At 66.4% G+C, this 24,770-nt stretch carries 22 protein-coding genes and 1 pseudogene; 11 read left to right on the forward strand and 12 right to left on the reverse strand.

Annotated features, from left to right (window positions below):
* Positions 1 to 9: 9 nt before the first annotated feature.
* Positions 10 to 783 (reverse strand): class II aldolase/adducin family protein, encoded by a 774-nt coding sequence (locus tag BLU54_RS00915; protein WP_091903633.1) that lies wholly within the window; start codon positions 781 to 783, stop codon positions 10 to 12.
* Between the two features lie 287 nt (positions 784 to 1,070).
* On the opposite strand from BLU54_RS00915, the gene BLU54_RS00920 reads away from it, so the two are divergent.
* Together BLU54_RS00920 and BLU54_RS00925 are read left to right on the forward strand one after the other, a co-directional pair.
* Positions 1,071 to 1,859, forward strand: a complete 789-nt coding sequence (locus BLU54_RS00920) for a bestrophin-like domain (protein ID WP_091903635.1) — start codon at positions 1,071 to 1,073, stop codon at positions 1,857 to 1,859.
* A gap of 171 nt (positions 1,860 to 2,030) precedes the next feature.
* Positions 2,031 to 2,657, forward strand: coding sequence for a flavin reductase family protein (locus BLU54_RS00925; RefSeq protein ID WP_091903638.1), 627 nt, complete (start codon positions 2,031 to 2,033; stop codon positions 2,655 to 2,657).
* Between the two features lie 64 nt (positions 2,658 to 2,721).
* Here the strand turns inward: BLU54_RS00925 and metE are convergent, their stop codons facing one another.
* The 4 genes and pseudogenes from metE to BLU54_RS00945 form a co-directional block, all read right to left on the reverse strand.
* Positions 2,722 to 5,022 carry a 5-methyltetrahydropteroyltriglutamate--homocysteine S-methyltransferase gene (gene metE / locus BLU54_RS00930; RefSeq protein WP_091903640.1) on the reverse strand — a complete coding sequence of 767 codons (2,301 nt, stop codon included), beginning with the start codon at positions 5,020 to 5,022 and terminating at the stop codon, positions 2,722 to 2,724.
* A 456-nt stretch (positions 5,023 to 5,478) separates the two neighbouring features.
* Positions 5,479 to 6,088: pseudogene (locus BLU54_RS00935) on the reverse strand (RBBP9/YdeN family alpha/beta hydrolase).
* A gap of 352 nt (positions 6,089 to 6,440) precedes the next feature.
* Positions 6,441 to 7,580, reverse strand: coding sequence for an MFS transporter (locus BLU54_RS00940; RefSeq protein WP_091904452.1), 1,140 nt, complete (start codon positions 7,578 to 7,580; stop codon positions 6,441 to 6,443).
* Between the two features lie 118 nt (positions 7,581 to 7,698).
* A complete protein-coding gene (locus BLU54_RS00945) occupies positions 7,699 to 8,217 on the reverse strand; it encodes a winged helix DNA-binding protein (RefSeq protein ID WP_091903644.1) in 519 nt (172 codons plus the stop codon).
* A 371-nt stretch (positions 8,218 to 8,588) separates the two neighbouring features.
* On the opposite strand from BLU54_RS00945, the gene pxpB reads away from it, so the two are divergent.
* The 7 genes from pxpB (at position 8,589) to BLU54_RS00980 (ending at position 14,590) form a co-directional block, all read left to right on the forward strand.
* Positions 8,589 to 9,248, forward strand: coding sequence for a 5-oxoprolinase subunit PxpB (gene pxpB / locus BLU54_RS00950; protein ID WP_091903646.1), 660 nt, complete (start codon positions 8,589 to 8,591; stop codon positions 9,246 to 9,248).
* Positions 9,242 to 10,234: a 5-oxoprolinase subunit C family protein gene (locus BLU54_RS00955; protein ID WP_091903649.1), complete on the forward strand. Its 993-nt coding sequence runs from the start codon at positions 9,242 to 9,244 to the stop codon at positions 10,232 to 10,234. The genes pxpB and BLU54_RS00955 overlap by 7 nt, the downstream gene beginning before the upstream one ends.
* Positions 10,235 to 10,432: 198 nt before the next feature.
* Positions 10,433 to 11,194, forward strand: a complete 762-nt coding sequence (pxpA, locus tag BLU54_RS00960; protein WP_091904453.1) for a 5-oxoprolinase subunit PxpA — start codon at positions 10,433 to 10,435, stop codon at positions 11,192 to 11,194.
* Between the two features lie 92 nt (positions 11,195 to 11,286).
* On the forward strand, positions 11,287 to 12,015 hold the full coding sequence (locus BLU54_RS00965) for a DUF969 domain-containing protein (RefSeq protein ID WP_091904455.1): 729 nt from the start codon (positions 11,287 to 11,289) through the stop codon (positions 12,013 to 12,015).
* Entirely contained in the window at positions 12,012 to 12,968 is a 957-nt protein-coding gene (locus BLU54_RS00970) for a DUF979 domain-containing protein (RefSeq protein WP_091903651.1), read from the forward strand. The genes BLU54_RS00965 and BLU54_RS00970 overlap by 4 nt, the downstream gene beginning before the upstream one ends.
* A gap of 241 nt (positions 12,969 to 13,209) precedes the next feature.
* The gene (gene pcp, locus BLU54_RS00975; RefSeq protein WP_091904457.1) at positions 13,210 to 13,863 is read left to right on the forward strand and encodes a pyroglutamyl-peptidase I; all 654 of its coding nucleotides are present in this window, start codon (positions 13,210 to 13,212) and stop codon (positions 13,861 to 13,863) included.
* 196 nt (positions 13,864 to 14,059) lie between these two features.
* Positions 14,060 to 14,590, forward strand: a complete 531-nt coding sequence (locus tag BLU54_RS00980; protein ID WP_091903653.1) for an ankyrin repeat domain-containing protein — start codon at positions 14,060 to 14,062, stop codon at positions 14,588 to 14,590.
* Between the two features lie 142 nt (positions 14,591 to 14,732).
* Here BLU54_RS00980 and BLU54_RS00985 read toward each other — a convergent pair whose 3' ends face one another.
* The 7 genes from BLU54_RS00985 to BLU54_RS01015 form a co-directional block, all read right to left on the reverse strand.
* On the reverse strand, positions 14,733 to 14,963 hold the full coding sequence (locus tag BLU54_RS00985; RefSeq protein ID WP_091903655.1) for a hypothetical protein: 231 nt from the start codon (positions 14,961 to 14,963) through the stop codon (positions 14,733 to 14,735).
* Entirely contained in the window at positions 14,960 to 16,198 is a 1,239-nt protein-coding gene (locus BLU54_RS00990) for a PepSY-associated TM helix domain-containing protein (protein ID WP_091903657.1), read from the reverse strand. The genes BLU54_RS00985 and BLU54_RS00990 overlap by 4 nt, the downstream gene beginning before the upstream one ends.
* Positions 16,192 to 18,600: a TonB-dependent siderophore receptor gene (locus BLU54_RS00995; protein ID WP_091903659.1), complete on the reverse strand. Its 2,409-nt coding sequence runs from the start codon at positions 18,598 to 18,600 to the stop codon at positions 16,192 to 16,194. Before BLU54_RS00995 ends, BLU54_RS00990 begins: the two co-directional genes overlap by 7 nt.
* A gap of 115 nt (positions 18,601 to 18,715) precedes the next feature.
* A complete protein-coding gene (locus BLU54_RS01000) occupies positions 18,716 to 19,708 on the reverse strand; it encodes a FecR domain-containing protein (RefSeq protein WP_091903661.1) in 993 nt (330 codons plus the stop codon).
* Positions 19,705 to 20,208, reverse strand: a complete 504-nt coding sequence (locus tag BLU54_RS01005; RefSeq protein WP_211435277.1) for a sigma-70 family RNA polymerase sigma factor — start codon at positions 20,206 to 20,208, stop codon at positions 19,705 to 19,707. Before BLU54_RS01005 ends, BLU54_RS01000 begins: the two co-directional genes overlap by 4 nt.
* Before the next feature lie 552 nt (positions 20,209 to 20,760).
* Entirely contained in the window at positions 20,761 to 22,116 is a 1,356-nt protein-coding gene (locus BLU54_RS01010) for a Gfo/Idh/MocA family protein (protein WP_091904458.1), read from the reverse strand.
* Between the two features lie 148 nt (positions 22,117 to 22,264).
* Positions 22,265 to 22,597 (reverse strand): HNH endonuclease signature motif containing protein, encoded by a 333-nt coding sequence (locus BLU54_RS01015; RefSeq protein WP_091903665.1) that lies wholly within the window; start codon positions 22,595 to 22,597, stop codon positions 22,265 to 22,267.
* Between the two features lie 201 nt (positions 22,598 to 22,798).
* Between BLU54_RS01015 and BLU54_RS01020 the strand changes: the two genes are divergently transcribed.
* A complete protein-coding gene (locus BLU54_RS01020) occupies positions 22,799 to 23,992 on the forward strand; it encodes an alpha/beta hydrolase (protein WP_091903667.1) in 1,194 nt (397 codons plus the stop codon).
* Between the two features lie 124 nt (positions 23,993 to 24,116).
* On the forward strand, positions 24,117 to 24,701 hold the full coding sequence (locus BLU54_RS01025; RefSeq protein WP_091903669.1) for a Fur family transcriptional regulator: 585 nt from the start codon (positions 24,117 to 24,119) through the stop codon (positions 24,699 to 24,701).
* Positions 24,702 to 24,770: the final 69 nt, after the last annotated feature.

A 24,770-nucleotide genomic window follows, 5' to 3' on the forward strand; every position in this document is an offset into this window, starting at 1 on the left:
TTTTCCGCATCATTGACGATAGCTGTCGTCGATCTTGTCGACCTGGCGGATCAACGCGTCGAGGATCGCGTCGCCGGCACCGAAGCGCGGGTCGAACTGCAGCGAATCGCGGGTCGACTGAGCGACGATGTTCGATGCGATCGGCAGCGTCTGACCGCGCATCGAGTGGCACGCCAACTGGATTTCGCAGGCCCGATTAAGCGTCCAGAGCAGGGCAAAAGCGTGTCCGACCGATGCGCCATGCGACAGCAGGCCATGATTGCGGAGGATCAACAGGCGCTTGTCGCCGAGCGAAGCCAGCATGCGCGGCTTTTCGGCGTCGTGGACGGTGATCCCTTCGAAGGTGTGGTACGCGACCATGTCGTGCAACTGCGCCGCATAGAAATTACTGTACTCGAGTCCGTCTGCCATGCACGCCACGGCCAATCCGGCCGTCGTGTGGGTGTGCATCACGCAGTGGGCGTCGTCGACGCTTTCATGGATGGTGCTGTGCACGATCAAGCCGGCGGGATTGATCGGGTAGGCGCTTTCGCTGAGGATGTTGCCGGCGAGGTCGATCTTTACCAGGTTGGAAGCCGTCACTTCGTCATAAGTCAGCCCGAACGGGTTGATCAGGAAGTGTTTGTCGGGCCCGGGCACCCGCAGCGTGATGTGGTTGAAGATCAGCTCGGTCCAGCCGAGCATGTGGAACACGCGGTAGGTGGCGGCCAGACGCAGCCGTGCCTGCCATTCGGCGTCGCTACACTGGCGTTGCAGGGAGGGGCTTTCGAGAACGGTGGACATGACGCCTCCTGGCGGCAAGCGAAGTGGGGTCGGGGCCAGATCCGGCTGCCGACAATAGATTTATTAACGGGTGAACGATATGCGCTGCGTTCGCGCTTCGCCATTAGGGTAAGCGCCGATCGCACCGCGCCGCGTCGGTCCTGCGCGCCCCGTATGATGGAACCCGTCCGCTGGCGCCCCGGCACCGGCGGTGCGGCCGGGGCCCGCGGCGCGGGAGGGGCGTTCGACCTTCCGGCGCCGCGGCCGCCGGTTCACGCGCGACAGCCCGAGTGGCTGAAAGGAGCACGATGAGTTTTGGGGACTATCGTCATTTGCTGATCTCGGTTGGTCTGACCCTCTTGATGGTGGGTGCCACCTGGATCGGCATGCACCTGCGCTTGCGCCTGCCGGTGCACCATCGCGACCGCGATACCGCGCAGGTGCTCAACGCGATCTTCACGATGCTCGTCACGTTCACCGCGATCGTGCTCGGCCTGTTGATCACCGCGAAGAAAAGCGAATTCGAAACGACCGGGCATTCGGTACAGCTGTTCGCGTCGCGGCTCATCGAACTCGACCGCCTTTTCAGGCAACGTGGGCCGGTTGCGCAGCCGGCTCACGGCATGTTGCGGGATTACCTGCAGCTGTCCATCGACAGCGCGCACCATCGGCCGCCGACGCCACGCGAGAATCCGCGCAGCGGTTTCGGTGGCATCGCCGAGGGCGCGCTGTTCGACAAGATCGAACGCGACGTGCGCGCATGGCCTTCGCCGGATGCCACTGCGCTCAGGTTGCAGACCGACTCGCTCGACTTGATGCGCTCGCTGACCGATCTGCGCTGGCAGATGATCGAGAATACCAACGGTGTCGCGGACGCGCCGTTCTTCGCGGTCCTTGTACTGTGGCTGGTGATGATGTTCGTGGTTTTCAGCTTGAGTGCGACGCGCAACGCACTCGTGTTCGCGACCGTCTTCGGCGCCGCGGTGACGATCGGCGCGTCGCTCTTCCTGATCTTTGAACTGCAGACGCCGTTCGATGGCCTGATCACGATCTCGCCGCGTCCCATCGCGGATGCACTGGCGTACGTCGAACGGTAGACCTCGGGCAGGGCGGGGCGAGTCGAGCGCGCTGCCGCGCGCCCGGCACAAGGACGTCCACGGCACGCGCCGCGCCTCGGACAGACGCAGCGCGGATGGCGCGCGACCGATACACTGGTAGGAATAGAAACCGACAGTGCGTCGGCTTCGTCACCCGCCAATCCCGCTGCAATGAGCGACAACGACTTCCATTTCTACGAACCGAGCCGTGGGCACGGCTTGCCGCACGATCCGTTCAATGCGATCGTCGGTCCCCGGCCGATCGGCTGGATCTCCTCTCACGACGCCCGGGGGCGGTTGAATCTGGCGCCGTACAGCTTCTTCAATGGCTTCAACTATGTGCCGCCGATCATTGGTTTTTCGAGCGTCGGTCGCAAGGACAGCCTGAACAATATCGAGGCCACCGGCGAGTTCGGCTGGAATCTCGCCACGCGCCCGCTGGCCGAGCGGATGAACGCCAGTTGCGCTGCGGTCCCGCCGGAGGTCGATGAGTTCGAGCTGGCCGGGCTGACGCCCGTGGCGTCGCGCATGATTTCCGTGCCACGTGTTGCGGAAGCGCCGGTTTCATTCGAATGTCGCCTGACTCAGATCGTCCGTCTGCAGACCGCATCCGGCGAACAGGTTGATACATGGCTGGTGCTGGGCGAAGTGGTGGGTGTGCATATCGCGCAGGATCTGCTGCCCGGCGGCATCTACCAGACAGCCGCGGCCGACCCGATCCTGCGTGGCGGTGGACCCGCCGACTATTTCACGATCAGCGAAGCCGCTCGTTTCAGGATGCGCCGTCCGGCTGCCTGACGCCTGCCTGGAGCCTGTTTCGCGCCGGACCGCTGCCGCGTCTGCGGTCCGGCGCGGGTGTTGCTCAGCGGCTCGTCAACGCAGCCGTGCCCTCGCGCGCCAACCGCTCGCGCAGCGCGCGCGCCGCCGCCACCATGTTGGCAAGCGCGGCCTCGGTTTCCGGCCAGCCGCGCGTCTTCAGTCCGCAATCCGGATTGACCCACAGGCGCTCCGGCGGAATCACCGTGCACGCGCGGTCGAGCAACTGGCGCATCGCGTCCGCGGCTGGCACGCGGGGCGAGTGAATGTCGTAGACGCCCGGTCCGATTTCGTTCGGGTAATCGAAGGCACCGAAACCGTCGAGCAGCTCCATCGCCGACCTGGAAGTCTCGATGGTGATGACATCCGCATCCATCGCAGCGATTGCCGGCAGGATGTCGTTGAATTCCGAGTAGCACATGTGGGTGTGGATCTGCGTCTCGTCGCGAACCGAGGTCGACGCGATCCGGAATGTGCGCACGGCCCATTCAAGATAAGTCTCCCAGTCTGCGCGTCGCAACGGCAACCCCTCGCGGAACGCTGGTTCATCGATCTGAATCACGCGAATACCGGCGCGCTCCAGGTCGCTGACTTCGTCGCGGATGGCCAGCGCCAGTTGCAGCGCGGTGGTCGCGCGCGGCTGGTCGTCCCGGACGAAGGACCATTGCAACATCGTGACGGGGCCGGTCAGCATGCCCTTCATCGGGCGGTCGGTCAGCGCTTGCGCGTAGCAGGTGGTTGCCACCGTCATCGCTTCGGGACGGTAGACATCGCCATAGATGATCGGCGGCTTCACGCAACGGGAACCATAGCTCTGCACCCAGCCGTTCTCGGTGAACGCATAACCCCACAGTTGCTCGCCGAAGTATTCGACCATGTCGTTGCGTTCGGCTTCGCCATGCACCAGGACATCGAGCCCGAGCGCTTCCTGTCGGCGCACCGCATGCGCGATCTCGGCGCGGATGCTTTCGAGATAGCCGAGAGCGTCCAGTTCGCCGCGCCTGTAGGCGGCGCGCGTTTGGCGGATTGCCGGGGTTTGCGGAAACGAACCGATGGTGGTGGTCGGCAGCAGGGGCAGATCGAGTGCGGCCCGTTGGGCGGCGATGCGTTGCGCAAACGGGCTGGCGCGCTGCGCCATGTCGGCATCGACCTCGGCAAGCCGGTGCTGCACCAACGGATTGACGACTCGTTCGGAGCTGCGGCGCGTTCGCTGCACGGTGTCCGACGCCGTCAACGCATCGGCAATTGCCGCCGGGCCCGCCGACAGGCCGCGCGCGAGCGCCACCGTTTCGTCGAGCTTTTCGACCGCGAACGCCAGCCATGCCTTGATCTGTGGATCGAGCCTGCGCTCCGCTTCAAGGCTGACCGGCACATGCAGCAACGAGCACGACGGGGCGACCCAGAGGCGCTCGCCGAGCTGTGCGGCGACCGGCGCCAGCGTGTCGAGCGCGCGTCGCAGGTCGGTGCGCCAGATGTTGCGGCCGTCGACGATGCCAGCGGACAGCACGCGATCGGCCGGCAGCGCGTCCAGCCATGCCGCCAGTTGCTGCGGGGCCCGCACCAGGTCGACGTGCACGCCAGCCACCGGCAATTTCGCTAGCCAAGCAGCATGCTCATCGGCGCGCTCGAAATACGTGGCCAGCAAGAGGCGTACGTTCTGACCGCCAAGCGTCGCGTAGGCATGCTCGGCGGCCGCGCGCCACGCCGCGGGCAGGTCGAGGCACAGGGCTGGCTCGTCGACCTGTACCCAATCCGCGCCGTGCTCGGCAAGGCGCGCGAGAATCCGGCGGTACGCGTCGAGTGCGGCGTCCAGCAAAGACAGCCGCTCGAAATCGGCGGCATGCGATTTGGCGAGGTACAGGAAGGTGATTGGTCCGATCAGCACCGGCTTGATGCGATGGCCAAGCTGGCGCGCCTGCGTGACTTCATCGAACAGCCAGTCGACGCCCCCGTCGAAGCGGGTTTGCGCCGATAGCTCCGGCACCAGGAAGTGATAGTTGGTATCGAACCATTTGGTCATCTCCATCGCCGGCTGGGCGGCGTTGCCGCGCGCCAGTTCGAACGATTGAGGAAGGGTCAGCGTCTTCGCATCGAAACCAAAGCGCGACGGCAGCGCGCCGAGCAGCGCAGCGGTGTTGAGCATCTGGTCGTAGTATGCGAAGTCGCCGACCGTGACGCGATCCAGGCCGGCCTCTCGTTGGCGTGCCCAGTGGCGCTCGCGCAAGCGGGCGCCCACCTCGGTGAGCTGCGTCGGCCCCGCTTCACCGCGCCAGAACGCTTCCAGTGCGAACTTCAGTTCGCGTTGTGCGCCGATGCGCGGAAAGCCGAGAATGTGAGTCTGTGCCATTGGGCTTCCATCAACTGGATGAAAGCCCGAGTCTGTCGCCTTTCAACATGAAATTCAAACGAGCGATTTTCAGATCAAGTTGAATTTCGTTCATGCAGGCACGATGGCGCAGGCGACCGGGTCGGAATGGTGCCGCGACCCCATACGACATGCCGGCGCCTCCGCCAGCGGCTGGGTAGTGCCGAGCGGGGCCGACCTGGACAGCCGACAGAGCCGGCCGACTGAACGGCGCGTCGGGCGCGTCGCAAGCAGCAGGCAACCATGCGCTGGCACAACGCTGGTGCAGCGCGGGCGCGACCCCGGCAGGGGCGGGAACGACGCGTAGCGAGTGCTACGGGTACCAAGGGGGTGCGATGGGGCGCGATGACGATCGAGCCTGGACCGGGCGGGTGCGCAGGCGCGCCCGTTCGCCACGCAACGTGATGACGAGATGACCGCCGCGGGCCCGCGGCGCCGTCAGCGGCAGGCCGTCGGTAGCGGCTCAGGCGGCGAGTGCGTGCGCCGGCGCCTCGCTGCGCGCAGGACGCGCGCAGTGCATCAAACTCAGAATCATCTGCCGGCCCATTTCCCACGGACCGAAACCCGCCTCGGTGTTGATATGGCCGGACAGGCCGTAATTGAGAAAGGAACTGCCCCAACGCTGCGCCAGTGCCCGAGCATCGTTGAGCGGCATCCACGGATCATTCTCGCTGCCGACGACGATCGACGGGCAGGTGAGCCTGCCAGCCAGCTGTTCGACCTGCACGGCGAACCGCTCCGGACGGGCGGGCGCGACGAAGAGCACGCCGCGAACGGCTGGCAGCGCGAGGTCGGCCAGCGCCCGTGCAGTCGCGAGGCAACCGAAGCTGTGCGCCACCAGGACCACAGGCTCTTCGGCAGCAGCGACCGTGCGCACGATCTGTTGCGCCCACTCGTCAAGCTCGGGATGCGCCCAGTCGCGTTGTTGAACGCGGGTGCTTCGCTCGAACTGTCCTTCGAGCCAGGTCTGCCAATGACCTTCGCCGCTTCCGCGCAGTCCGGGCACGGTGACGAGCAGCGCAGTTTGAACTGTGGACAGCGGTACCATTGAGCCAGCCTCTTTCCAATTCTCGCAATTGCCGGCAAGCGCGCGGTGCGCGTTCGCCATCACATTAACGCTCAGTCTAGGCATGATCGAGCGCGTTGCGAACGTCTAAGTTTTCATTTTCTTATGCCAAAAACTGTCATGGGTCGCTTTCGCGCGACATCGGTCAGTTTTTCTGCAAGATCGTGCCGCTTATTTTGGAACCCATAGAGCAGCGGCCGGCTGCCGGATCAGCCGCTGCGGCGGACGGTAGCACTGACGGTGCGTCGGGTCGCGAAGCCAGTCTCCAAATCCGCGCGAAAGCGCGGGGTCCAGCCGCCGCACAGCCGCCGCACAGTCGCGGATCAGGCGCGGATCAGGCGCCGGCGCGCAGGCTGCGCCACTGGAGGAGCAGGGCGAGCGCGATAACGGCGGCACCGACGAACGGCAGTCGAGTTGCCGGCATGCCCCCGGCCAGCAGGGCGCCGCCCGCAACCGCGCCCGCCGCGCTGCCGAGATAGCTGCACGAGCTGTTCAGCGCAACGGCCGCACCGCCGTGCCGGGGCTGCAGGCCGAGCAGGATGTGTTGTTGCGGAGCAGCGGTGGACCAACCCATCGCGCCCCACACGGCGAACACCGCGATGGAGGCGATCGATATACCGGCGGTCGACGGCAACAGCGCGAGCGCGACGCTCATCGTGGCGAGCACCACCGCCATCAGCGCGCGTGGCCGGCCGGTCCGGTCGATCAGTGTCCCGATCGAAACACTCGCCGCCACGCCACCGACGCCCCATGCCCAGAAATAAGGCGTCGGGTCCGTGACGCCTCCGCCCGTGGCCAGGATCGGCGCAACGTACGTATAGAGGCCCAGGCTGCCGACCCCGATCAGGAAGGTGACCGCGACCGTGACGGCCACGCGGCGGTCGAGCAGCATGGCCAGGCGTTGCCGCAACGAGGGCGGCGGCGCGGCCGGCACGTCTGGCAGGCGCAACGCAATGCCTGCGAATCCAATCGCGCCGCAGGCCGCGACCAGCCACAACGTGCTTTGCCAGCCTGCGCGGTGCGCGAGCCACAGGCCTAGCGGGACGCCGAGTACGGTGCCGCAGCTCATCCCGCCCATCGTCAGGCCCAGCGCGCGTCCGCGCCGCGCCGGCGGGACCAGTGCTGCCGCACCAGCCAGCGCCAGTGGCGCAAAGACGCCGGCGCCGATGCCTGCCAGCGCGCGTGTCAAAAGCAATATGCCGAAATCCGGCGCAAGCGCGCTCGATGCATTGGCGAGCGTGAACAGGCCAAGTGCGGCCAGCAGCACACGGCGCACCGAACGACCGGCGAGCAGCGTCGCGAAAATCGGTGCGGACAGAGCGTAGCAGAGGGTGAAAGCGCTGACTGCCTGACCTGCCTGCGCGGTGTCGACACCAAACTGCGTCGCGATCGCGGGTAGCAGGCCGGCGACCACGAAGGCGTCCAGTCCGAGTGCGAACATCGCCAGCGCGAGCGGCGCGATGACCCGACTCATGCGACTCATGCGGCAGCCCGCCGGCCCGGCACGCCGTATGCGCACTCGCATGACGAGGTACGGTGCTCGGCGACGTGGCGGTTCACAGCGAGGTGGCGGTTCGCAGCGAGGTGGCGGTTCACAGCGAGGTGGCGGTCCGGGCCGCGCTGTCGTACATGCCTGACGCGGCGCGCATCAGCGCGGCGGCGTTGCCGAACTCGTCGTTGCGCAGACCAGTCTCGCCCAGGGAGTCGATCAGACACTGCTCCCGTACCTCGCGATAGCGCGCGCACAGCTTGCGGCCCGCGTCGGTGGCCGAGAAGAACGCTTCCTTGCCGTTCTTCGCGTGCCGCACGAAGCCGCGCGCGACCAGCTTCTTGAGCGCATAGCTGGCAATGTGGGTGTCCTCGATATTCAGCACGAAACACACGTCGGCAAGCTTCTTCGGGCGGTCGCGATGATTGATGTGATGCAACAAAGAGACTTCGACCGCCGTCATGTCCGGCGCGCCGGCTGCCGCCATGCAACGCACCATCCAGCGATTGAACGCGTTGCCGACCATGATCAGCGCGAACTCGAATTCCGAGGTTTCCGGGCCTCGTTCGGAGACGAGGTGGTTCGACGAGACCAGCTTGTTGGGCAACGCGGTCGGCTTCATGGCGGGAAACAGGTAGCGCAAGGCAGGGTAGAGCACAGCGCAGCAGTATAAGCCCGCCCGCGGGCGTCGGCGACTGCGCCGCGGGTCGCAAGGCAGCGGCTGCAGGTTGCGAAGACGAGACGCGACAGTCTCAGTGTTAGCGATAATTTATTGGCATTTTATTGATAAGGTATGATTCGCCGGTTTTTCCGAGACGTCGTGCCGGGACGCGGCCCGTGAGCAGCATCCGGCGCGGCTTGGCGCGGCCCGGCCGGCGTCTCGGACCTCGCTTACGCGTACGCAACGAGACTTGCGGCAGCCGCTGGCTCGCTCGGCGCCGCGAAAGCGCGCGCCGTCGTGCTGTGCGCGCTCACTGGTGGACACGATTGTCGATGACTGAACCTGTGTTTTATCCGCTCGGCGAGGCCGCTTTCGTTTGCTCGGCGCCCCCGCCGGCAACGTATGCGTGCCAGACGCGCATGCTGGCGCTGGCGCGTTCGGCGCGTGGCTGGGACAACGTCGTGGATGTGGTGCCGGGCATGAACAACGTCACGGTTGTATTTGATCCGCTGGCCATCGAGGCGGACATCGTCGAAGCGCGCATGCGGGACGCCTGGCGGCAATCGGCCTCCGCGGACGCGGTGCAGGGAGAACTACGGCGCGTGCCGGTGCATTACGGCGGCGACGCGGGCCCGGATCTCGACGACGTCGCCCGCCACGCAGGCCTGTCGGTGACGGATACGATCGCGCTCCACGCATCGGTCGAGTACACGGTGTTCTTCGTCGGCTTCCAGCCGGGTTTCGCCTACCTCGGTGGGCTCGACGCCCGACTGCACATGGCGCGGCGCGCCAATCCCCGTCTGCGCGTGCCGGCCGGCACGGTGGCGATCGGCGGCGCCCAGACCGGCATCTATCCGGCGCAGTCGCCAGGCGGGTGGCAACTGCTCGGACGAACCGACGTCGCGTTGTTCGACCCGGATGCGGACGCGCCCACCTTTCTCAAACCGGGCGACCGCGTCCGGTTCGAAGCCGTCGGAGACCAGCCATGTTGACCGTCGTGGCCGCAGGCCGGCTCAGTTCGATACAGGACGGCGGGCGCCAGGGCATGCGCCATCTGGGCGTCGGACGCAGCGGGGCGCTCGATCCGCTCGCGCTCGCGGTGGGCAATCTGCTAGTGGGCAATGCGCCCGATGCCGCGGGGCTCGAACTCACGCTGGGTCCGGTGGCGCTGCGCTTCGACCGCGCGGTGCGCTTCGCACTGACCGGCGCGGACTGGGACGCGCGGCTCGACGGCGAACCGGTGCACGCGTGGTGGGCCTACACCGCGCAGCCGGGACAGGCGCTCGTGTTGCGGGCGCCACGCGCCGGCATGCGCGCCTATCTGTCGGTCGCCGGGGGCATCGATGTGCCCGTCAAGCTCGGCTCGCGCAGCGTCGACTTCGCCGCGGGTTTCGGCGGCTTCCACGGGCGCGCGCTCAATGACGGCGATGCGTTGCCGCTCGGCGCGCCGGGCGACCAGGCCGGCGTCGGTCTCGAACGGCCGCCGATCGGGGTGAAGTCGCCGGCGCTGTGCCGTTCGCTGGCGCCGCGCGGCGGGGCAGCGCGCGACGACGTGCTGACGGTGCGCGTGCTGCCGGGTGCCGAATTCGAACAGTTCTCGTGCGCGACGCGCGACGACTTCTGGCAGCAACGCTGGCAGATCACGCCGAACAGCAACCGCATGGGCTATCGCTTGCAGGGCCGTGGGCTGCAGCGCGAGCGAGACGACGACCTGCTGTCTCATGCGGTGTTGCCGGGAACAATTCAGGTGCCACCGGACGGACAGCCGATCATCCTGATGCGGGACGCGCAGACGACGGGCGGCTATCCGCGCGCCGGCGCGGTCATCGGCGCGGATCTGTGGCGTCTCTCGCAGGCACGCCTGAATACCACGCTGCGCTTCGTCGAGGTCGACGCCGCCGAGGCGCGCCACGCGTTGCAGGCGGTCGGCGACTATCTGCGTCAGGTGGCCGACGCGCTCGGGGAAGCGATGCGATAGCGCCGTGCAGTGGCAGGACATGCAGCAAACGACGGGGAGCGACGCCGGGCGGTCCAGCGCTGCCTGCGGTTCGGATTGACCTGTTTTCCGCGGTTTTAGCGCGTTATCGCCTTCATCGTCTTCATCGCCGTCATTGTCTTTACGCCTTCATCGGCCTCGGGCCGCTTGCCACGCTGGCTTCACGGAGTTCCGTTCATGATGAGCATCGACCTCAATGCAGATCTCGCCGAAGGCATCGGCGACGATGCGGCGCTGCTGCCGCTGGTCAGTTCGGCCAACATCGCCTGTGGTTTCCACGCCGGTTCGCATCAGTTGATGCGTCGCGCGGTTGAGCTGGCGATCGACAACCACGTCGCGATCGGCGCGCATCCGAGCTTCGACGATCGCGCGAACTTCGGCCGCAGCACCGTGGAGATCGCGCCCGCCGACGCCTTCAGTCTCGTCGCGTATCAGGTCGGCGCACTGGCCGGCGTCGCGACCGCCGCCGGCGGGCGGCTCGCCCACGTCAAGCCGCACGGCGCGCTGTACAACCAGGCCGCGCGCGACCGGCGCCTGGCCGAGGCGATCGTCGATGCCGTGCGCGGCGTGGATGCGTCGCTGGCCATCTTCGGTCTGGCCGGTGGCGAGCTAATCGCCGCCGCGCAGCGCGCCGGCATGCGTTCCGTCGACGAAGTGTTCGCCGACCGCGGTTACTGCGCGGACGGTACGCTGGTGCCGCGCAACCAGCCCGGTGCGTTGCTCGACAGCGAAGAAGAAGTGTTGCGCCGAACGCTCGCGATGATAGAGCGACGCGGTGTGCAGTCGATCGACGGCGCGTGGGTGCCGCTGCAGGTAGGCACGATCTGCCTGCATGGCGACGGCGCGCACGCGGTCGCCTTCGCGCGCCGTTTGCGGGCCGCGTTCGACGCCGCCGGGATCGCGGTGCGCGCGCCCGAATCCGTCGCAGTGGCGACGCCGTGAAGTGACCGAATCACATCGTCGACGCCGAGGCGTCGACGGTGCCGATGTCCCAGAAGCAGTCTCTCGTCGTCATCCTTCCTCAGCGGAGCGTGTTGTCCATGACAGTGAACCTTTGGCCCATGATTGGCGTCGCGGTATTGATCGCAGGCTTTCTGCTGCGTTTCAATCCGATGCTGGTGGTCGCGATCGCCGCGGTGGCGACGGGACTGGCTGCCCCCCACACCGCAGTGGAAGTCCTCGCCGTGATCGGCACGGGCTTCGTGAAGACCCGCAACCTGCCGTTGATCATCCTGCTGCCATTGGCCGTGATCGGGTTGCTGGAACGCCACGGCCTGCGTGAGCGCGCGCAGGCCTGGATTGCCGGCATCCGCTCGGCCACCGTCGGCCGCCTGTTCATCGTCTACCTGTTCGCGCGCGAACTGACCGCCGCGGTGGGACTGACCGGACTGGGCGGGCATCCGCAGATGGTCCGTCCGCTGCTCGCGCCGATGGCCGAAGGTGCGGCCAAGACGCGTTACGGCGATGTTCCAGAGGCACTGCGCGAGCGCCTGCGCGCCTTCGCCGCCGCAACGGACAACGTCGGTCTGTTCTTCGGCGAGGACATCTTCGTCGCATTCGGCGCAATCGTGCTGATGGTGACCTTCCTGCACGAAGCCGGCATCGACGTCGCGCCGCTTCACGTCGCGGTCTGGGGCATCCCCACCGCCATCTGCGCGTTCCTGATCCATGGCTTCCGCATGTGGCGCCTCGACCGGCGACTCGATCGCGAGTTCGGCGCCGGCGCACGCATCAACGACCTTCCCAACGGAGACGGCAAGTGATTCTGTCGATCAATTATCTGTACTGGCTCGTCGGCATCATTCTGCTGGTCGTCTCGGGCATGATCCTGAGTGACCGCACGCATCCGCGTCGTTTCGCGGCGGGTGGCTTCTGGCTGATCTATGCGCTGATCTTCCTGATCGGCGACGTGCTGCCGCCGGCGATCGTCGGCGGCGCCGTGATCGTGATGGCGCTGATCGCCGGCTTCAAGGGCGTGACGGCGGGGCGGGAGCGCAGCGTGTCGCAGGCGGTCCGCGACGCCAGCGCCCGCCGTCTCGGCAACAAACTGTTCGTGCCCGCGCTGACGATTCCGGTCGTGACGGTCGTGCTGACCCTCAGCGCCGGCTATCTGGTCATCGCCGGCAAGCCGCTGCTCGATCCGAAGAACGTAACGCTGGTGGCATTCGGCGTGGGTTGTATCGTGGCGCTGATCGTCACCTGCCTGATGACGCGCGATACCGTCGGCCAATCGATGCGCGAGACGCGGCGTCTGGTCGATGCGCTGTCGTGGGCCGCGGTGCTGCCGCAGATGCTCGGCATGCTCGGTCTGGTGTTCGCCGATGCGGGCGTGGGCAAGGCGGTCGCCCACCTGACGACGACCTATATCCCGATGGACATGCGCGTCACCGCCGTGATCGTCTACTGCGTCGGCATGGCATTGTTCACGATCGTGATGGGCAACGGCTTCGCGGCCTTCCCGGTCATGACCGGCGGCGTCGGCGTGCCGATCCTGTACAGCGTGTTTCACGTCAATCCGGCACTGATGGTGGCGATCGGCATGTTCTCCGGCTACTGCGGGACCCTGATGACGCCAATGGCGGCAAACTTCAACCTCGTGCCAGCCGCGCTGCTGGAGCTGAAGGACAAGCACGGCGTGATCAAGGCGCAGATCCCGACGGCGATCGCGGTGCTGATTGCGAATATCGTGATCCTGAGCGTATTCGGCTTCGCCTGAGGGCGGGCCGCGCTGCCTGAGTGTGACCGGTGCCGGCGCCGCTGGCACCGGTCGACTCGTGCGAATTCATGCCGGCCCGCCCTCACCGAAGGCCGGCCGGCGTTGCCGCCCGGCGCGCCGGTGTGGTTTCGACGACGTCGGGCGCGCGAAATCGCCGGTGGCGGCGCGCAGCGTGTCGTTGCATTCCGTCCCGGGCGCCCATCAAACGGCGCCTGCATCAATCGATGCCAAGGAGGCTTCGATGACTGAGCAAATTGTCTTGCTGGCTGGCTTCGAGCCGTTCGAGAAAGAGCCCGTCAACGCGTCGTGGGAGGCAGCGCGCCTGCTCGACGGGCAGATGGTCGGCGGCGCGCGTATCGTCGCGCGTCAGTTGTCGTGCGTGTTCGACAAATCGCGCGAAGAACTGGGCGCCGCGCTCGATACACTGCGGCCTTGTCTCGTCGTGGCGGCGGGCGTCGCGGGCGGGCGCACCGAACTGTCGGTCGAGCGGGTCGCGATCAATGTCGACGACGCGCGCATTCCCGACAACGCCGGGGCTCAGCCCGTCGATCGACCGATCGTGGCAGACGGACCGGCCGCCTACTTCTCGACGTTGCCGATCAAGCGCGTGGTTCACGCAATGCGCGCCGCGGGGGTGCCGGCGGCGGTCTCGCAAACCGCCGGCACCTTCGTCTGCAACCACATCTTTTATGCGTTGATGCATGCATTGGCCGGCCGGGACGACGCGCCTCGCGCCGGCTTCATCCATGTGCCTTACCTGCCGTCGCAGACCGCGGCGCGGCCAGGGGTGGCAAGCGTCTCGGTCGAGATCATTGCGACCGGCTTGCGCGTCGCCATCGCAGAGGCACTGCGACCCGGCCCCGATCTGGTCGAGACGGGCGGCGCACTGCACTGAGCACTGCCGCTTCGGCATCCTGGGCGGCGACCGCCGCGCAGTGGCGCGACGGGCGTCGCGCGTTGACGTTCCCCGCGCGAGACGATGCGTCGTTACAATCGAAACTGCGCGGCAGCCGCCCAGCGGCCGCTCCAGACCGGTCTGCACCAGTTTGCACCCACTTGCGCCGACCGACCCGCCCCGAGGGAGCCGTTTCATGTCCGATCAACCTTCCCATTCCACCTCAGACGATCCGTCGTCGCTCGACGCGGAGACGCTGGCTTTCGCCTCGCAGGTGTTCGATTGCGCGCGCCGCGGCGATGCCGCCGCACTGCAAGGCCTGCTGGCAGGCAACCTGCCGCCCAACCTGCGCAACGAGAGCGGTGACAGCCTGCTGATGCTGGCGAGCTATCACGGCCATCTGGACAGCACGCGCGTGCTGCTCGAAAGTGGTGCCGATCCCAACCTGAGCAATGCACGTGGCCAGACGCCGCTGGCGGGCGCTGCCTTCAAGGGCGACGTCGAGATGGTGCGCCTGCTGTTGGACTCCGGCGCGGACGTCGACGGCGCGTCGCCGGATGGCCGAACCGCGCTGATGATTGCCGCCATGTTCGATCGCGGCGAAATCGTCGACTTGCTGCTCGCGCGCGGCGCAAATCGCGACGCGCGGGATGCCAACGGCGTGACGGCACAAGCGGCCGCCGAGCACATGGGCGCGGTCAATGCCGTCGGCCGTCTGTCCAGTTGACGCTGATTCGGCGCGCACCGACGAGTGGCGTCGCTTTCTCCCAGTTCGGTTTATTCGGGACCGCACGAGTTGCCCACGAGTTGCCCACGAGTTGCCCTTGTCGCAAGCTTCAAGCGGCGCGCTGAATGGGTGACGACGCGGATCAGTTCGGCTCATTGCCAGTCCCGTTTATCGGTCCGGTACGACGTGCGGGCCGACGCCATGCACGCGGCACGTACCACGCCAGCGCCAGCAGCGGACACGCGAGCCCGGTCCATGCGAGGTAGCGGCCAATCGCGCCGCCGGCCAGGGCGACGCACAGGCTGCCCAGGATCAAGCCAGCAAACACCACGGGCATGCGCCAAGCCCCGGCGGCGCGTTGGCGCGGCTTCATTGACGCTCCTCCGGCGGGCGGCGTATGTCCGCAGTCGGCCGGGACAGGGATCTACCCGCCGTGGCCTCGGACGCGGCCGGCCTTCGCTTCGCCAGCCAAAGATACAAGCCACTCGCCAATACGACGATGGTCACGCAGTCCAGCAACGCCCACAGCACTTTCATCGGCCAACCCGCATAGTCGCCGAAGTGCAGCGGCCGGGATGCTTCGAGCGCGATCAGATACCACGGTAAGCGCGCCACCTTGCTCACCGTCAGGTTGCGGGCGTCGACCAGCACGGGTACCAGCAGTCGTGACGTCAGCGGTGTCGTGCCGTGCATGTACACCGTATAGTGGTGACGGCTGCTGAAGAAGCTGCCGGGGAATGCGACGAACGAGGGTGTGCGGTCGGGCGTCGCGCGCCTGGCCGCCTCAATGGCGCCGCTCAGCGAGGCAGGGCGCACGACGGGCGGGGCGTCGCGGTAGGCGGACAACAGCATAGCGAGTTCCGTTTTCTGCCAGTGACCGAACAGCGGTGCGTCGAGCGTGTTCAGCATCCCGGTAGCCGCCATCAGGACGGCCCATGCCAGCGTCACGATGCCGAGCAGGTTGTGCAGGTCGAGCCAATGGATTCGGGCGCCGCGCGCGGCGCGCACCGTGCCGAACGCCAGCTTTGTCATGAACCGTCCGTACAGCACGGCGCCCGACAGTAGAGACAGCAGAAAAAGCGCCCCGATCGCGCAGTAGATCACGCTACCCGTCAGGCCCAACAACATGTCGGTATGCAGTGTGAGTACGACCGTCATGAGGCTGCCTTGGCGCCAATCCTTCTCGCTCCACGCACTGCCCAGGATGCGCCCGGCGTGCATGTCGATCGTCACGAGCCGGTTACCTCGCGCGACACCGGCTGGCGGGGCGAGATTCACCTTGAGTTTTGCATCGTCGTCATCGCTCCAGATCACGTATTGAACGCGTTCGTCGTGGTACTGCCGTGCCACGGCATCGACGAGCCGATCGAGGTTGGCTGTTGCGATGCCGTCGGCGCCGTCGATCACCGCCGGCGTCGCTTCCGGTGCTCGGGAAGTGGTGGTGTCCAGCCATGCGTCGATTTCGTCGTGGAAAATCAGCGGCAAGCCGGTCAAACACAACAGCAACAGCAGGACCGCGCAGGCGAGGCTGCTCCAGGTGTGTACCGATTGCCAGATACGGCGTGTGCGCGACTTGGCGGGCGGCCGCTTCGCCGCCGGCTTCACCATTGATAGCGCGCGCTGCCCAGCACGGTGCGGCGCGCCCCATAGAAGCACTTCGTCGCGGTTGCGCAGGAGGACACGAAGGTGCGGTCGAACAGGTTGTCGACGTTCACCGCGAGCCGCCAGTGTTGGCCGAGGTTGTAGTGCACGGCGGCGTCGAACAACGTGACGCCGGGTACGCGAAAGCTATCGGTCGCCGCGCCGTAGCTCGGGCCGACGTAGCGCACCCCCGCGCCGGCGCCCAGACCTGGCAGCGTCTGGCTCGGCAGCGTGTAGTCCAGCCACAGCGTGGCCATGTGCGTCGGAATCATCGCGGGCCGCTTGCCGACCGTACCGTCGTTCGAAGCCGTGACCACGTCGTTCAGATAGGTGTACGACGCCACCATTCTCAAATTGCGCAGGGGTTCAGCGTGTGCCTCCAATTCCACGCCGCGCACCCGCACCTCGCCGGTCTGGATGCTGAACAGCGGGTTCTGAGGGTCGGTGGTCAGCACGTTGCGCTGCTTGAGCTGGAAGATCGACGCGGTGAAAAAGCCGTTGAAGTTGCGCGGCTGGTATTTCACGCCGGCCTCGTATTGCTCTCCTTTGGTGGGGACGAATGCGCGGCCGCCTGCATCGGTGCCGCTGGTCGGCAGGAACGAAGTCGCGTAGCTCACGTATGGCGCGACACCATTGTCGAACAGGTACAGCAGCCCGGCGCGCCAGGTGAAAGCGTGATCGGCCTGCTTTGCCGTGGTGCTTGCCACCCGGTCCTGAGTCTGAGCGGTCGCCCAGTCGTTGCGTGCGCCCAGTTGCAGCGCCCAGCGCCCGAGCCGTATCTCGTCCTGGGCATAGACGCCGATCTGGTTATTGATCTGGTTGCTCGACTGGCTAAGCGCGGGTGTGACGATGTTCTGATAGTAAATCGGGTGGAGGATATCGAGCGTTGGTGCCGCGCCGGTGCCGAGCGCCATGCTCTCCGTGTAACGCTGCAGATCGACGCCGAACAGCACTGTGTGCCGAACCGGCCCCGTATCGAATTTCGCCTGTGCCTGGTTGTCGAGAGTCAGCGCGTCGCTGTGTTCGACGGCGCGAATCGCGCGACGCGTCAGCGTGTGGCCGTCGGCCGCCAGGCCGCTGGTATAGACCGACTCGTAGTCGGTGTCCATGTGCATGTAGCGAAAATTCTGGCGGACCGTCCAGACGTCGTCGAAGCGATGCTCGAACGCATAGCCAAATTGATACTGGGTCCGATCGAAGCGGTCGAAATTTGGATCGCCGTCGAAAAAATTAGTGGCTATGCGGCCGAAAGTGCTGGGCAAAACCGTGCCCACCGCCGGGAGGAAGCCGAAGTAACCGGCGCGCGGGTCGTGTTGATAGTTTGCAAGCAGCGTCAGCGAGGTGTCGCGATCCGGACGGAACGTGAGCGACGGCGAGATCGACACGCGCTGTTCTCGCGCGAAGTCGGTTTGCGTGTCGCTGTCGCGCGCCACCCCCGTCAATCGGTACAGCACCGTGCCGTTTTGATCGACTGGGCCGCCGAGATCGAAGGCGCCTTGCCAGCGTCCATGGTTGCCGGCTGCCACGACGATTTCGTGTTGCGCATCGCTGGTCGGCCGCTTGCTGGTCAGATTGACCATGCCACCCGGGTTGATCTGGCCATACAGCACGGAGGCCGGGCCCTTGACGACTTCAACGCGTTCAAGGTTGTAAGGGTCGATTTGTGGTACGGCGTAATTGCCACCGAGCAGCCGAGTGCCGTCGAGATACGAGTAGTCGTAGTTCGCGCCGCCGCCGAAACCGCGATACGTGACCGTGTCATAGCGGCTGCCGCCGCCGCCGCGGTATTCCGACATGACGCCGGCGGTGTAGCGCAGTGCCTCGCGAACGCTCTGCACTGCCTGGTCGTCCATCTGGTCGCGTGTGACCACCGAGACCGATTGCGGTGTTTCGAGGAGCGGCGTGTCGGTCTTGGTAGCGCCGGCGCTGCGCGACGCGACGTAGCCGCGCACCGGGCCGCGCGCTGTCTCGGCAACGCCGGTTACCAACACAGGGCTGAGTTCGCCTTCGTTAACCGTCGCCGGCGCGGCGCTCGCGGCCACCCGAGCCAGCCGGTAGCCGCCGGTCTGATCGCGCAGCGCGGCTAGGCCACTGTCGGCCAGGATGGCGGCGAAGCCAGCATCCAACGCGTAACGACCGTGCAGCCCAGCGCTGCTGCGTCCCGCCGTTAGTGCGCTGTCGATCATCAGCAGCACGCCCGCCTGGCTGGCGTAGCGATTCAAAACCTGATCGAGCGTGCCGGCGGCGATGTCATAGCGCTGGGTCGGGGTGCCTTGCGCGGCGGCGAGCGATGCTGACAGGCTGAAAGCCAGCAGCGGCGCGGCGAGCAGTTGGCGCGCCAGGGAGGAATGGGCGAGGCGAGTGGACATCCAAGATCCTTTTCTGATCAGTTTGGAGAAGTGCTGCTCTCCTATCCCGCGCCTGATCGGAAAAGTGATACCGCATCTGCAAGTTTTTTTCGGGGCGCCCCTTACTCGGCGCCCTTCAACGCGCGCGAACCATCACCCAGTAACGGGTTGCGTAATGGGCGCGTACCGGCAGTGCGCGTTCCAGGGCGGCAAGCACGCGCTCGGGTTCACCGATTGGAAATACGCCGGAGACGCGCAGTGCTGCGACTGCGGGATCGCAGCGCAGGACGCCAGGGCGATAACGGTCGAGTTCGCGCAGAAACGCGTCGAGACGCATTTGCTCGACGATCAGTTCGCCCCGCGTCCAGCCCAGTGCGTTGGCTTCAGCGCTCGACGGCAGCGCGGCCCCGCCCGCCGAGAACGTCGTCTGCTCGCCGGCGGAGAGCCGCAGCGGCGCGCCGCCACGTCGTGGCTCGACCGACACCGCACCTTCGAATACCGCTACGCGGGAACGCCGATCTTCTTGCCGCACGCTGAAACGGGTGCCGAGCGCGAGGATGGAGCCCTGTGCGGTTTCGACTCGCAAGGGCCGGCCTCCGGCGGCGGCGCCGTGGCCCGTGACGATCAGGATTTCGCCGCGCCATAGCATGATGCGGCGCGTGCGGACGTCGAAGCGGACGTCGACCGCGGTATCGGTATTGAGGGTGAGGCGGCTGCCGTCCGCCAGGACCAGCGCGCGCCGAGCGCCAACGCCGGTGCGGTAGTCGGCGGCCCACACCGGCCAGGGTAGAAGCTCGCGACCGCCCCAGGCCAGAGCGCCGGTGCCTGCCAACAGGGCGATTGCACGCAGCGCGCCGCGACGTGGTTGGCGTCGCGCCACCTGCCGGAAGGTGGTGTTGGCAAGTTCCGGCGGCACTGAACCTAGCCGGTCGTTGATCTGTTGTACATGTCGCCAGGCAGCCTGGTTGGCGGCGCTGGCGCCGTGCCACCGCGCGAACGCCGCCTGCTGGCTCGCGTCGGCTTCGCCCGACCACAGCAAGACCAACCACTGCAGCGCCTGGTCGAGCGGCCCGTCATTAGGGCTTGCACAAGCGGCGCCGCGCCGCGCCTGCGGGGCACGCGTGCTCATGCAGCCATGATAGTCAAGCAAGCTTGCGCGGCTTTCAACATGTATTTCCGCACGCTGGGCACCGATACGCGGAGCCGGTCCGCGATTTGGGTGTAGGTCAGGCCGTCGAAACGGGACAGGACGAAAGTCTGGCGGACTTTTGGCGGCATCGCGTCGAGCATCGCGTCGATCTCGACCAACGTTTCCAACAATGCCGCGCGTGCCTCGGCCGAGGGCCAATGAGCTTCCGGCAGCAGCATCAGAGATTCGCGATACGCCGCCTCGATGCGGCGGTGCCGGCGGAGGTCGACCACCAGGCCCTTCGCAATCTGCATCAGATACGCACGCGAATCCTGCGGCGCCGGCAATCGCCGAGACGCCAGCAGTCTGACGTAAGTGTCATGAGCTAGATCGGCCGCCTCAAACGCGCAGCCGAGCTTGCGCCGCAGCCAGGCGTGCAGCCACGCGTGGTTGTCGACGTAGAGGATGTGCTCTTCATCGGCACGTAAGGAGGGCGGCACGATGGCTATCTGACTCGGAGATGAACAGAGACGATTGGATTGTAAATGAGAAGCAATCCTGTTTCGGTCGAAACGCTCGCCGGTGTATGTTTGCCGCTACAGCCGCTACAGCCGCTCGCCGGCGATCGGACATCTCGCCCCGCGGACGACCCGACCCAGCGCGACTCAGCGCGACCCAGCGCGACTCAGTGCGATTCGGCGTGTTTCGGCGCGATCTGCACCGATTCGGCGCCAGCGTCCGTTTGCGGTTCGCGCTGCGCCGTTCGCGCGATCTCGCCGCGTCGGTAAACGTCGAGCAGCATTGGCGATGTTCGCCGCTGCCTCGCGCATGAACCATCAGCGGCCGGCGCCGCCGGAGTATGGCGGTCGCCCAGCCACGCCGCCCAGTCGCCACGATCGGCGCGGGCCATGCGCGGCGACCATCCAAACTAACCGCCGAGTCAGAAGCGAGCTGACCGATATCGGTCAGGTTGCACGGGCCGGTGCGCGGCGACCCGCATCCCACGCGCACGCCGTTTCCGGCGAGTCGGACCACCAGTCGGGCAGGACGGGTCAGAACGTCTGCTCGTCCGGCTCCGGCCCGCGCGTCGGTCCCGGCGGCGGTGACAGGCGCACCGCACGGCCCGTTTCGGCGGACCGGTAGATGGCTTCCATGATGCGCTGGTCCTGTAGTCCCTCCTCGCCGGGCGTATGCGGTGTGCGGTCCTGCATTACGCATAGCGACATGTGATCGATTTCCAGCGCGAACTGATTGGCCGGCGGAAATTCGATATCCGTGACGGTGTTGTGCTTGTCCTGCAAGCGCGAGTGCCGTAGCTTGAGTCCGTTGTAGGCAAAGGCGGGATTCAATTCCACCCAGCCGTTCGGGCCTTGCAGCCGGAGGAAGCGGGAGTCGTGGCTGGCGTAGTTGCTGACACAGGTTGCGGTGAATCCGCCCGGGAAGCGCAGAATGAAATGGACGCCGGCTTCCACTTCCGCGTAGCGTGGGTCGTTGGGCACGCGGCTGGTGGTGGCGAAGACTTCCTCGGGTTCCGCGCCGGACATGAAGCGTGCTGCGTTCAGGCAATACAGGCCGATATCAGGCAGCGCGCCGCCACCGGCCAGCGCCTTCTTGTGCCGCCAGTGCTGCGGGTCGACGGTGTTCTGCGAATTACCAGCGACGAACTCGCGCAGCGGCCCGAGTGCGCCGTCGCGTACCATCTTCGCGATGGCCCGATCCATCGGCTCGTACTGGCTTCGATACGCGATCATCAACTTGACGTTGGCCGAACGGCATGCCGCAATCATCCGTTCGCAGTCCGCAACGCTGGTCGCCATCGGCTTTTCGCAGAGAATGTGCTTGCCGGCGCGCGCGCCACGCACGGTGAAATCTGCGTGCATGCTGTTCGGCAACACGATGTAGATCACCTTCACGTCGGGATTGCTCGCCAAGCGGTCGTAGCTCGCGTAATCGTAGACCGACTCGGTCTTGACCCCGTACTGGCGCGCCAGCTTCAATGCCTTGTCGCGGTCGCCGCTGACCAGGGCGGCGATTTTCGAGAATTTGCACTCGGCCAGCGCGGGCAGAATCTCACCGACGGCCAGTCGCCCGAGCCCGACGACCGCATAGCCGATGCGATCGTCCGGCGCGGCATTCGGATCCGGCATCGATTTGGGTGCCTCGGTTTTCGGGTCGTCGATCGGTGTGAAGCCCACGCGGTTGCGTTCGGTCTCGGCCGTTCCTGCCGCCAGCGCGCTGCCGGACGCAATCGATGCCGCCAAGCCCGCGCCAGCGGCGCGTAGGAAATTCCGGCGCGCGCCGCCGGGTGCCGGCTGGGCATCGCCGTGCCGCGCAGTGGCTCGCGATGTGTCCGTACCGCCCGAACGACGCGTGGCGGTGTCTTCCGCCGAGTTCCAATCCGTCTGCATGTCCTGTCCCTTACTGTGATAGCCGCGCGTGGCGACGCCTTTCGAGATGTTCGCAACGTGAACCGCTTCCGTTCGAAGCACGGGTTGCGCGAGGCGTCTCGATAACGTTCGGAAATGCAGACGAACGCAAGGACCGTTCCGGCACGCTTCAACGGCGACGACGCTTGCTGCGGTCATAGAAACTGGCTGGTTTTCCCGCGACCCACTGCACGAAGCGGGCAATCTTCGGCACCGCGCGCAACGCCTCGAACGTTGCGTAGGCCGATGCGAGTTCCCTTTCGGTCAGGACGGAATGAATCTTCTGATGGCAAATGCGATGAATCGGCACCGTGGCGCGGCCGCCCTGCGAGCGGGGCACGAGATGATGCTGGTCGACGGTCGCATCGGCGGGAAGTGGCCGACCGCACAGACCGCAGCGCGCGGTCTGGGGTGCGGGGGACGTCGGCGGGTCGAGTTGGCGAAGGCGGCGTTTGACTACCATGACCCAGTCTACTATTGACATCTTCAAACGTGTGCGCCGCCGGGCCGGCAGGTCATACGCAATCCAAACCAAGCATGCCGCCGCCGCAGGCATGCAGTCGCGTGCGGCGCATCGGTGGGCATGGCGCTTGCCTACCGAAGTGCGGCCGCCGCGCGCAAGCGCGACTCAGGCTGGCAATCCAGACAACGATAAGGACTCAAGATGCGAACCAAATCCGCTGAACGCTGCACTGACCATCAGGCTGCGCCTATCCTTGAAGCCGCGCGGGACAGCCGCTCGGCCCGCCTGCCGGTGCGTGTCGGCGCAGCGGGTGCCGTCTTGGCGGCATCGGCGGCTTTCCTGCTGTCCGCATGTAACACGCCGCCGGACAAGCCGTCACCGGTCGCGAACGCTGTCGCGAAAGCGAGCGCGCAAGTCCGCGCCGACCAGGACATGCTGACCGTCTTGAATGCGTTCCAGGCACTGGATCCGAAAGCCATCGAAAAATTGACGCCGGCCGAGGCGCGCCAGCAGCCGACCATTGCCGATGCGGTGAATTCGGTGCTTCGTCAGCAAGGGCGCGACACGTCTCCGACAGCGCTGGTGCCGGGCGTGACGAGCCGCGACATTACCGTGCAGGGCGCCGCGGGTGGCTTGGCCGCGCGTGTCTTCACGCCGGCGGGCAAGGGGCCATTCCCGATCGTCGTGTACTTTCACGGCGGCGGCTGGGTGATCGCCGACCGCAACGTATACGACGCGGGTGCGCGCGGCTTGGCCAAGCAGGCGAACGCCATTGTCGTGTCGGTGGATTACCGACGCGCGCCGGAGGCAAAGTTCCCCGCTGCTTGGGATGACGCTTTCGCCTCGTACAAGTGGGTAGTCGCGCACGCCAACGTACTTGGCGGCGACCCGAAGCGCATCGCGCTGGCTGGCGAGAGCGCCGGCGGCAATCTTGCCGTCGCCACTGCAATCGCCGCGCGCGACGCGAACGTGACGAAGCCGCTGGCGGTGGTGTCCGTCTATCCGGTCGCTCAGACCGGCAGCCTGAACACGCCGTCGTACATCGAAAACGCCACGGCCAAGCCCTTGAACCGCCCGATGATCGAATGGTTCGTCGCGAATTTGATCCGCACGCCAGCCGACAAGCAGGATCCGCGGCTTGACCTGGTGCATGCGCAACTGGCCGGGCTGCCGCCCGTTACGATCATCAACGCCACGATCGATCCGCTGCGCGACGACGGTGCACAGCTCGCGAATGCGTTGCAGTCCGCCGGCGTGCCGGTCGAGCGCAAGGTCTACACGGGCGTGACGCACGAGTTCTTCGGTACCGCCGCGGTTGTGCAGAAGGCGCAGGACGCGCAACAGTACGCGGGACAGCGTCTCGGCCAGGCCTTCGGTCAGACCGCGCAGCGGTAATGCGGGCGCCCGTTCCGGCTCGGAACGATGCCACGCTGCGCCCAAACGGCCAGCGTGGCTTGCCTGCTGGCTGCCTGCCACGCTGCCAAGCACGGCACAAGCAAGTCCCGGGTACAATCGGGCCATGCCCAACGCAACTCCCTCTCACTCCAAGCCGGCTGTCGAGCCGTCCGTCGCCGGTACGGCTGGCGGCGAGCATGCGCACGCCCATCACCATGACGACGCCAGTCCGCTGAGCCCGGCCGCGGTGGAGGCGGCGCTTGAACTCGCCGATGCCTATTGCAGCGAGCGCGGTGAGCGACTGACGCCGATCCGGCGCAAGGTCTTCGGCCTTCTGTTGGCGTCGAATCGCGCGACGAAGGCGTATACGCTGCTCGACGAGATGCGAAAGGTTCACGCCGGTTCGGCTCCGCCTACCGTCTATCGCGCGCTGGACTTCCTGCTCGAGATGGGACTGGTGCACAAGATCGAGTCGATCAACGCGTTTGCGGCCTGCCACGACGTCACGCATTGCAGACACGGCCTGCTGGTCGTTTGCCAGCATTGCGGGAAAATCGCCGAGTTTCACGATGACGCGATCGAGCGCGCGCTTGCCGAGAGCATCGCGCGTGTCGGCTATGCAATCGCCGGCGACGCCGCCGAAATCAAGGGTGTCTGCGCGGCGTGTCAGGCTCGCGCCGCAGCAAACGGCGAAGCGCCGACGCGCTGATGTCGCGTCGACCCTTGGCGCCGCGCCTTTCGGCCGGGGCTTACGCCGATGGTTGTGCCGATGGTCGCG

This window comes from Chitinasiproducens palmae (assembly GCF_900095735.1).
Taxonomy (GTDB): domain Bacteria; phylum Pseudomonadota; class Gammaproteobacteria; order Burkholderiales; family Burkholderiaceae; genus Chitinasiproducens; species Chitinasiproducens palmae.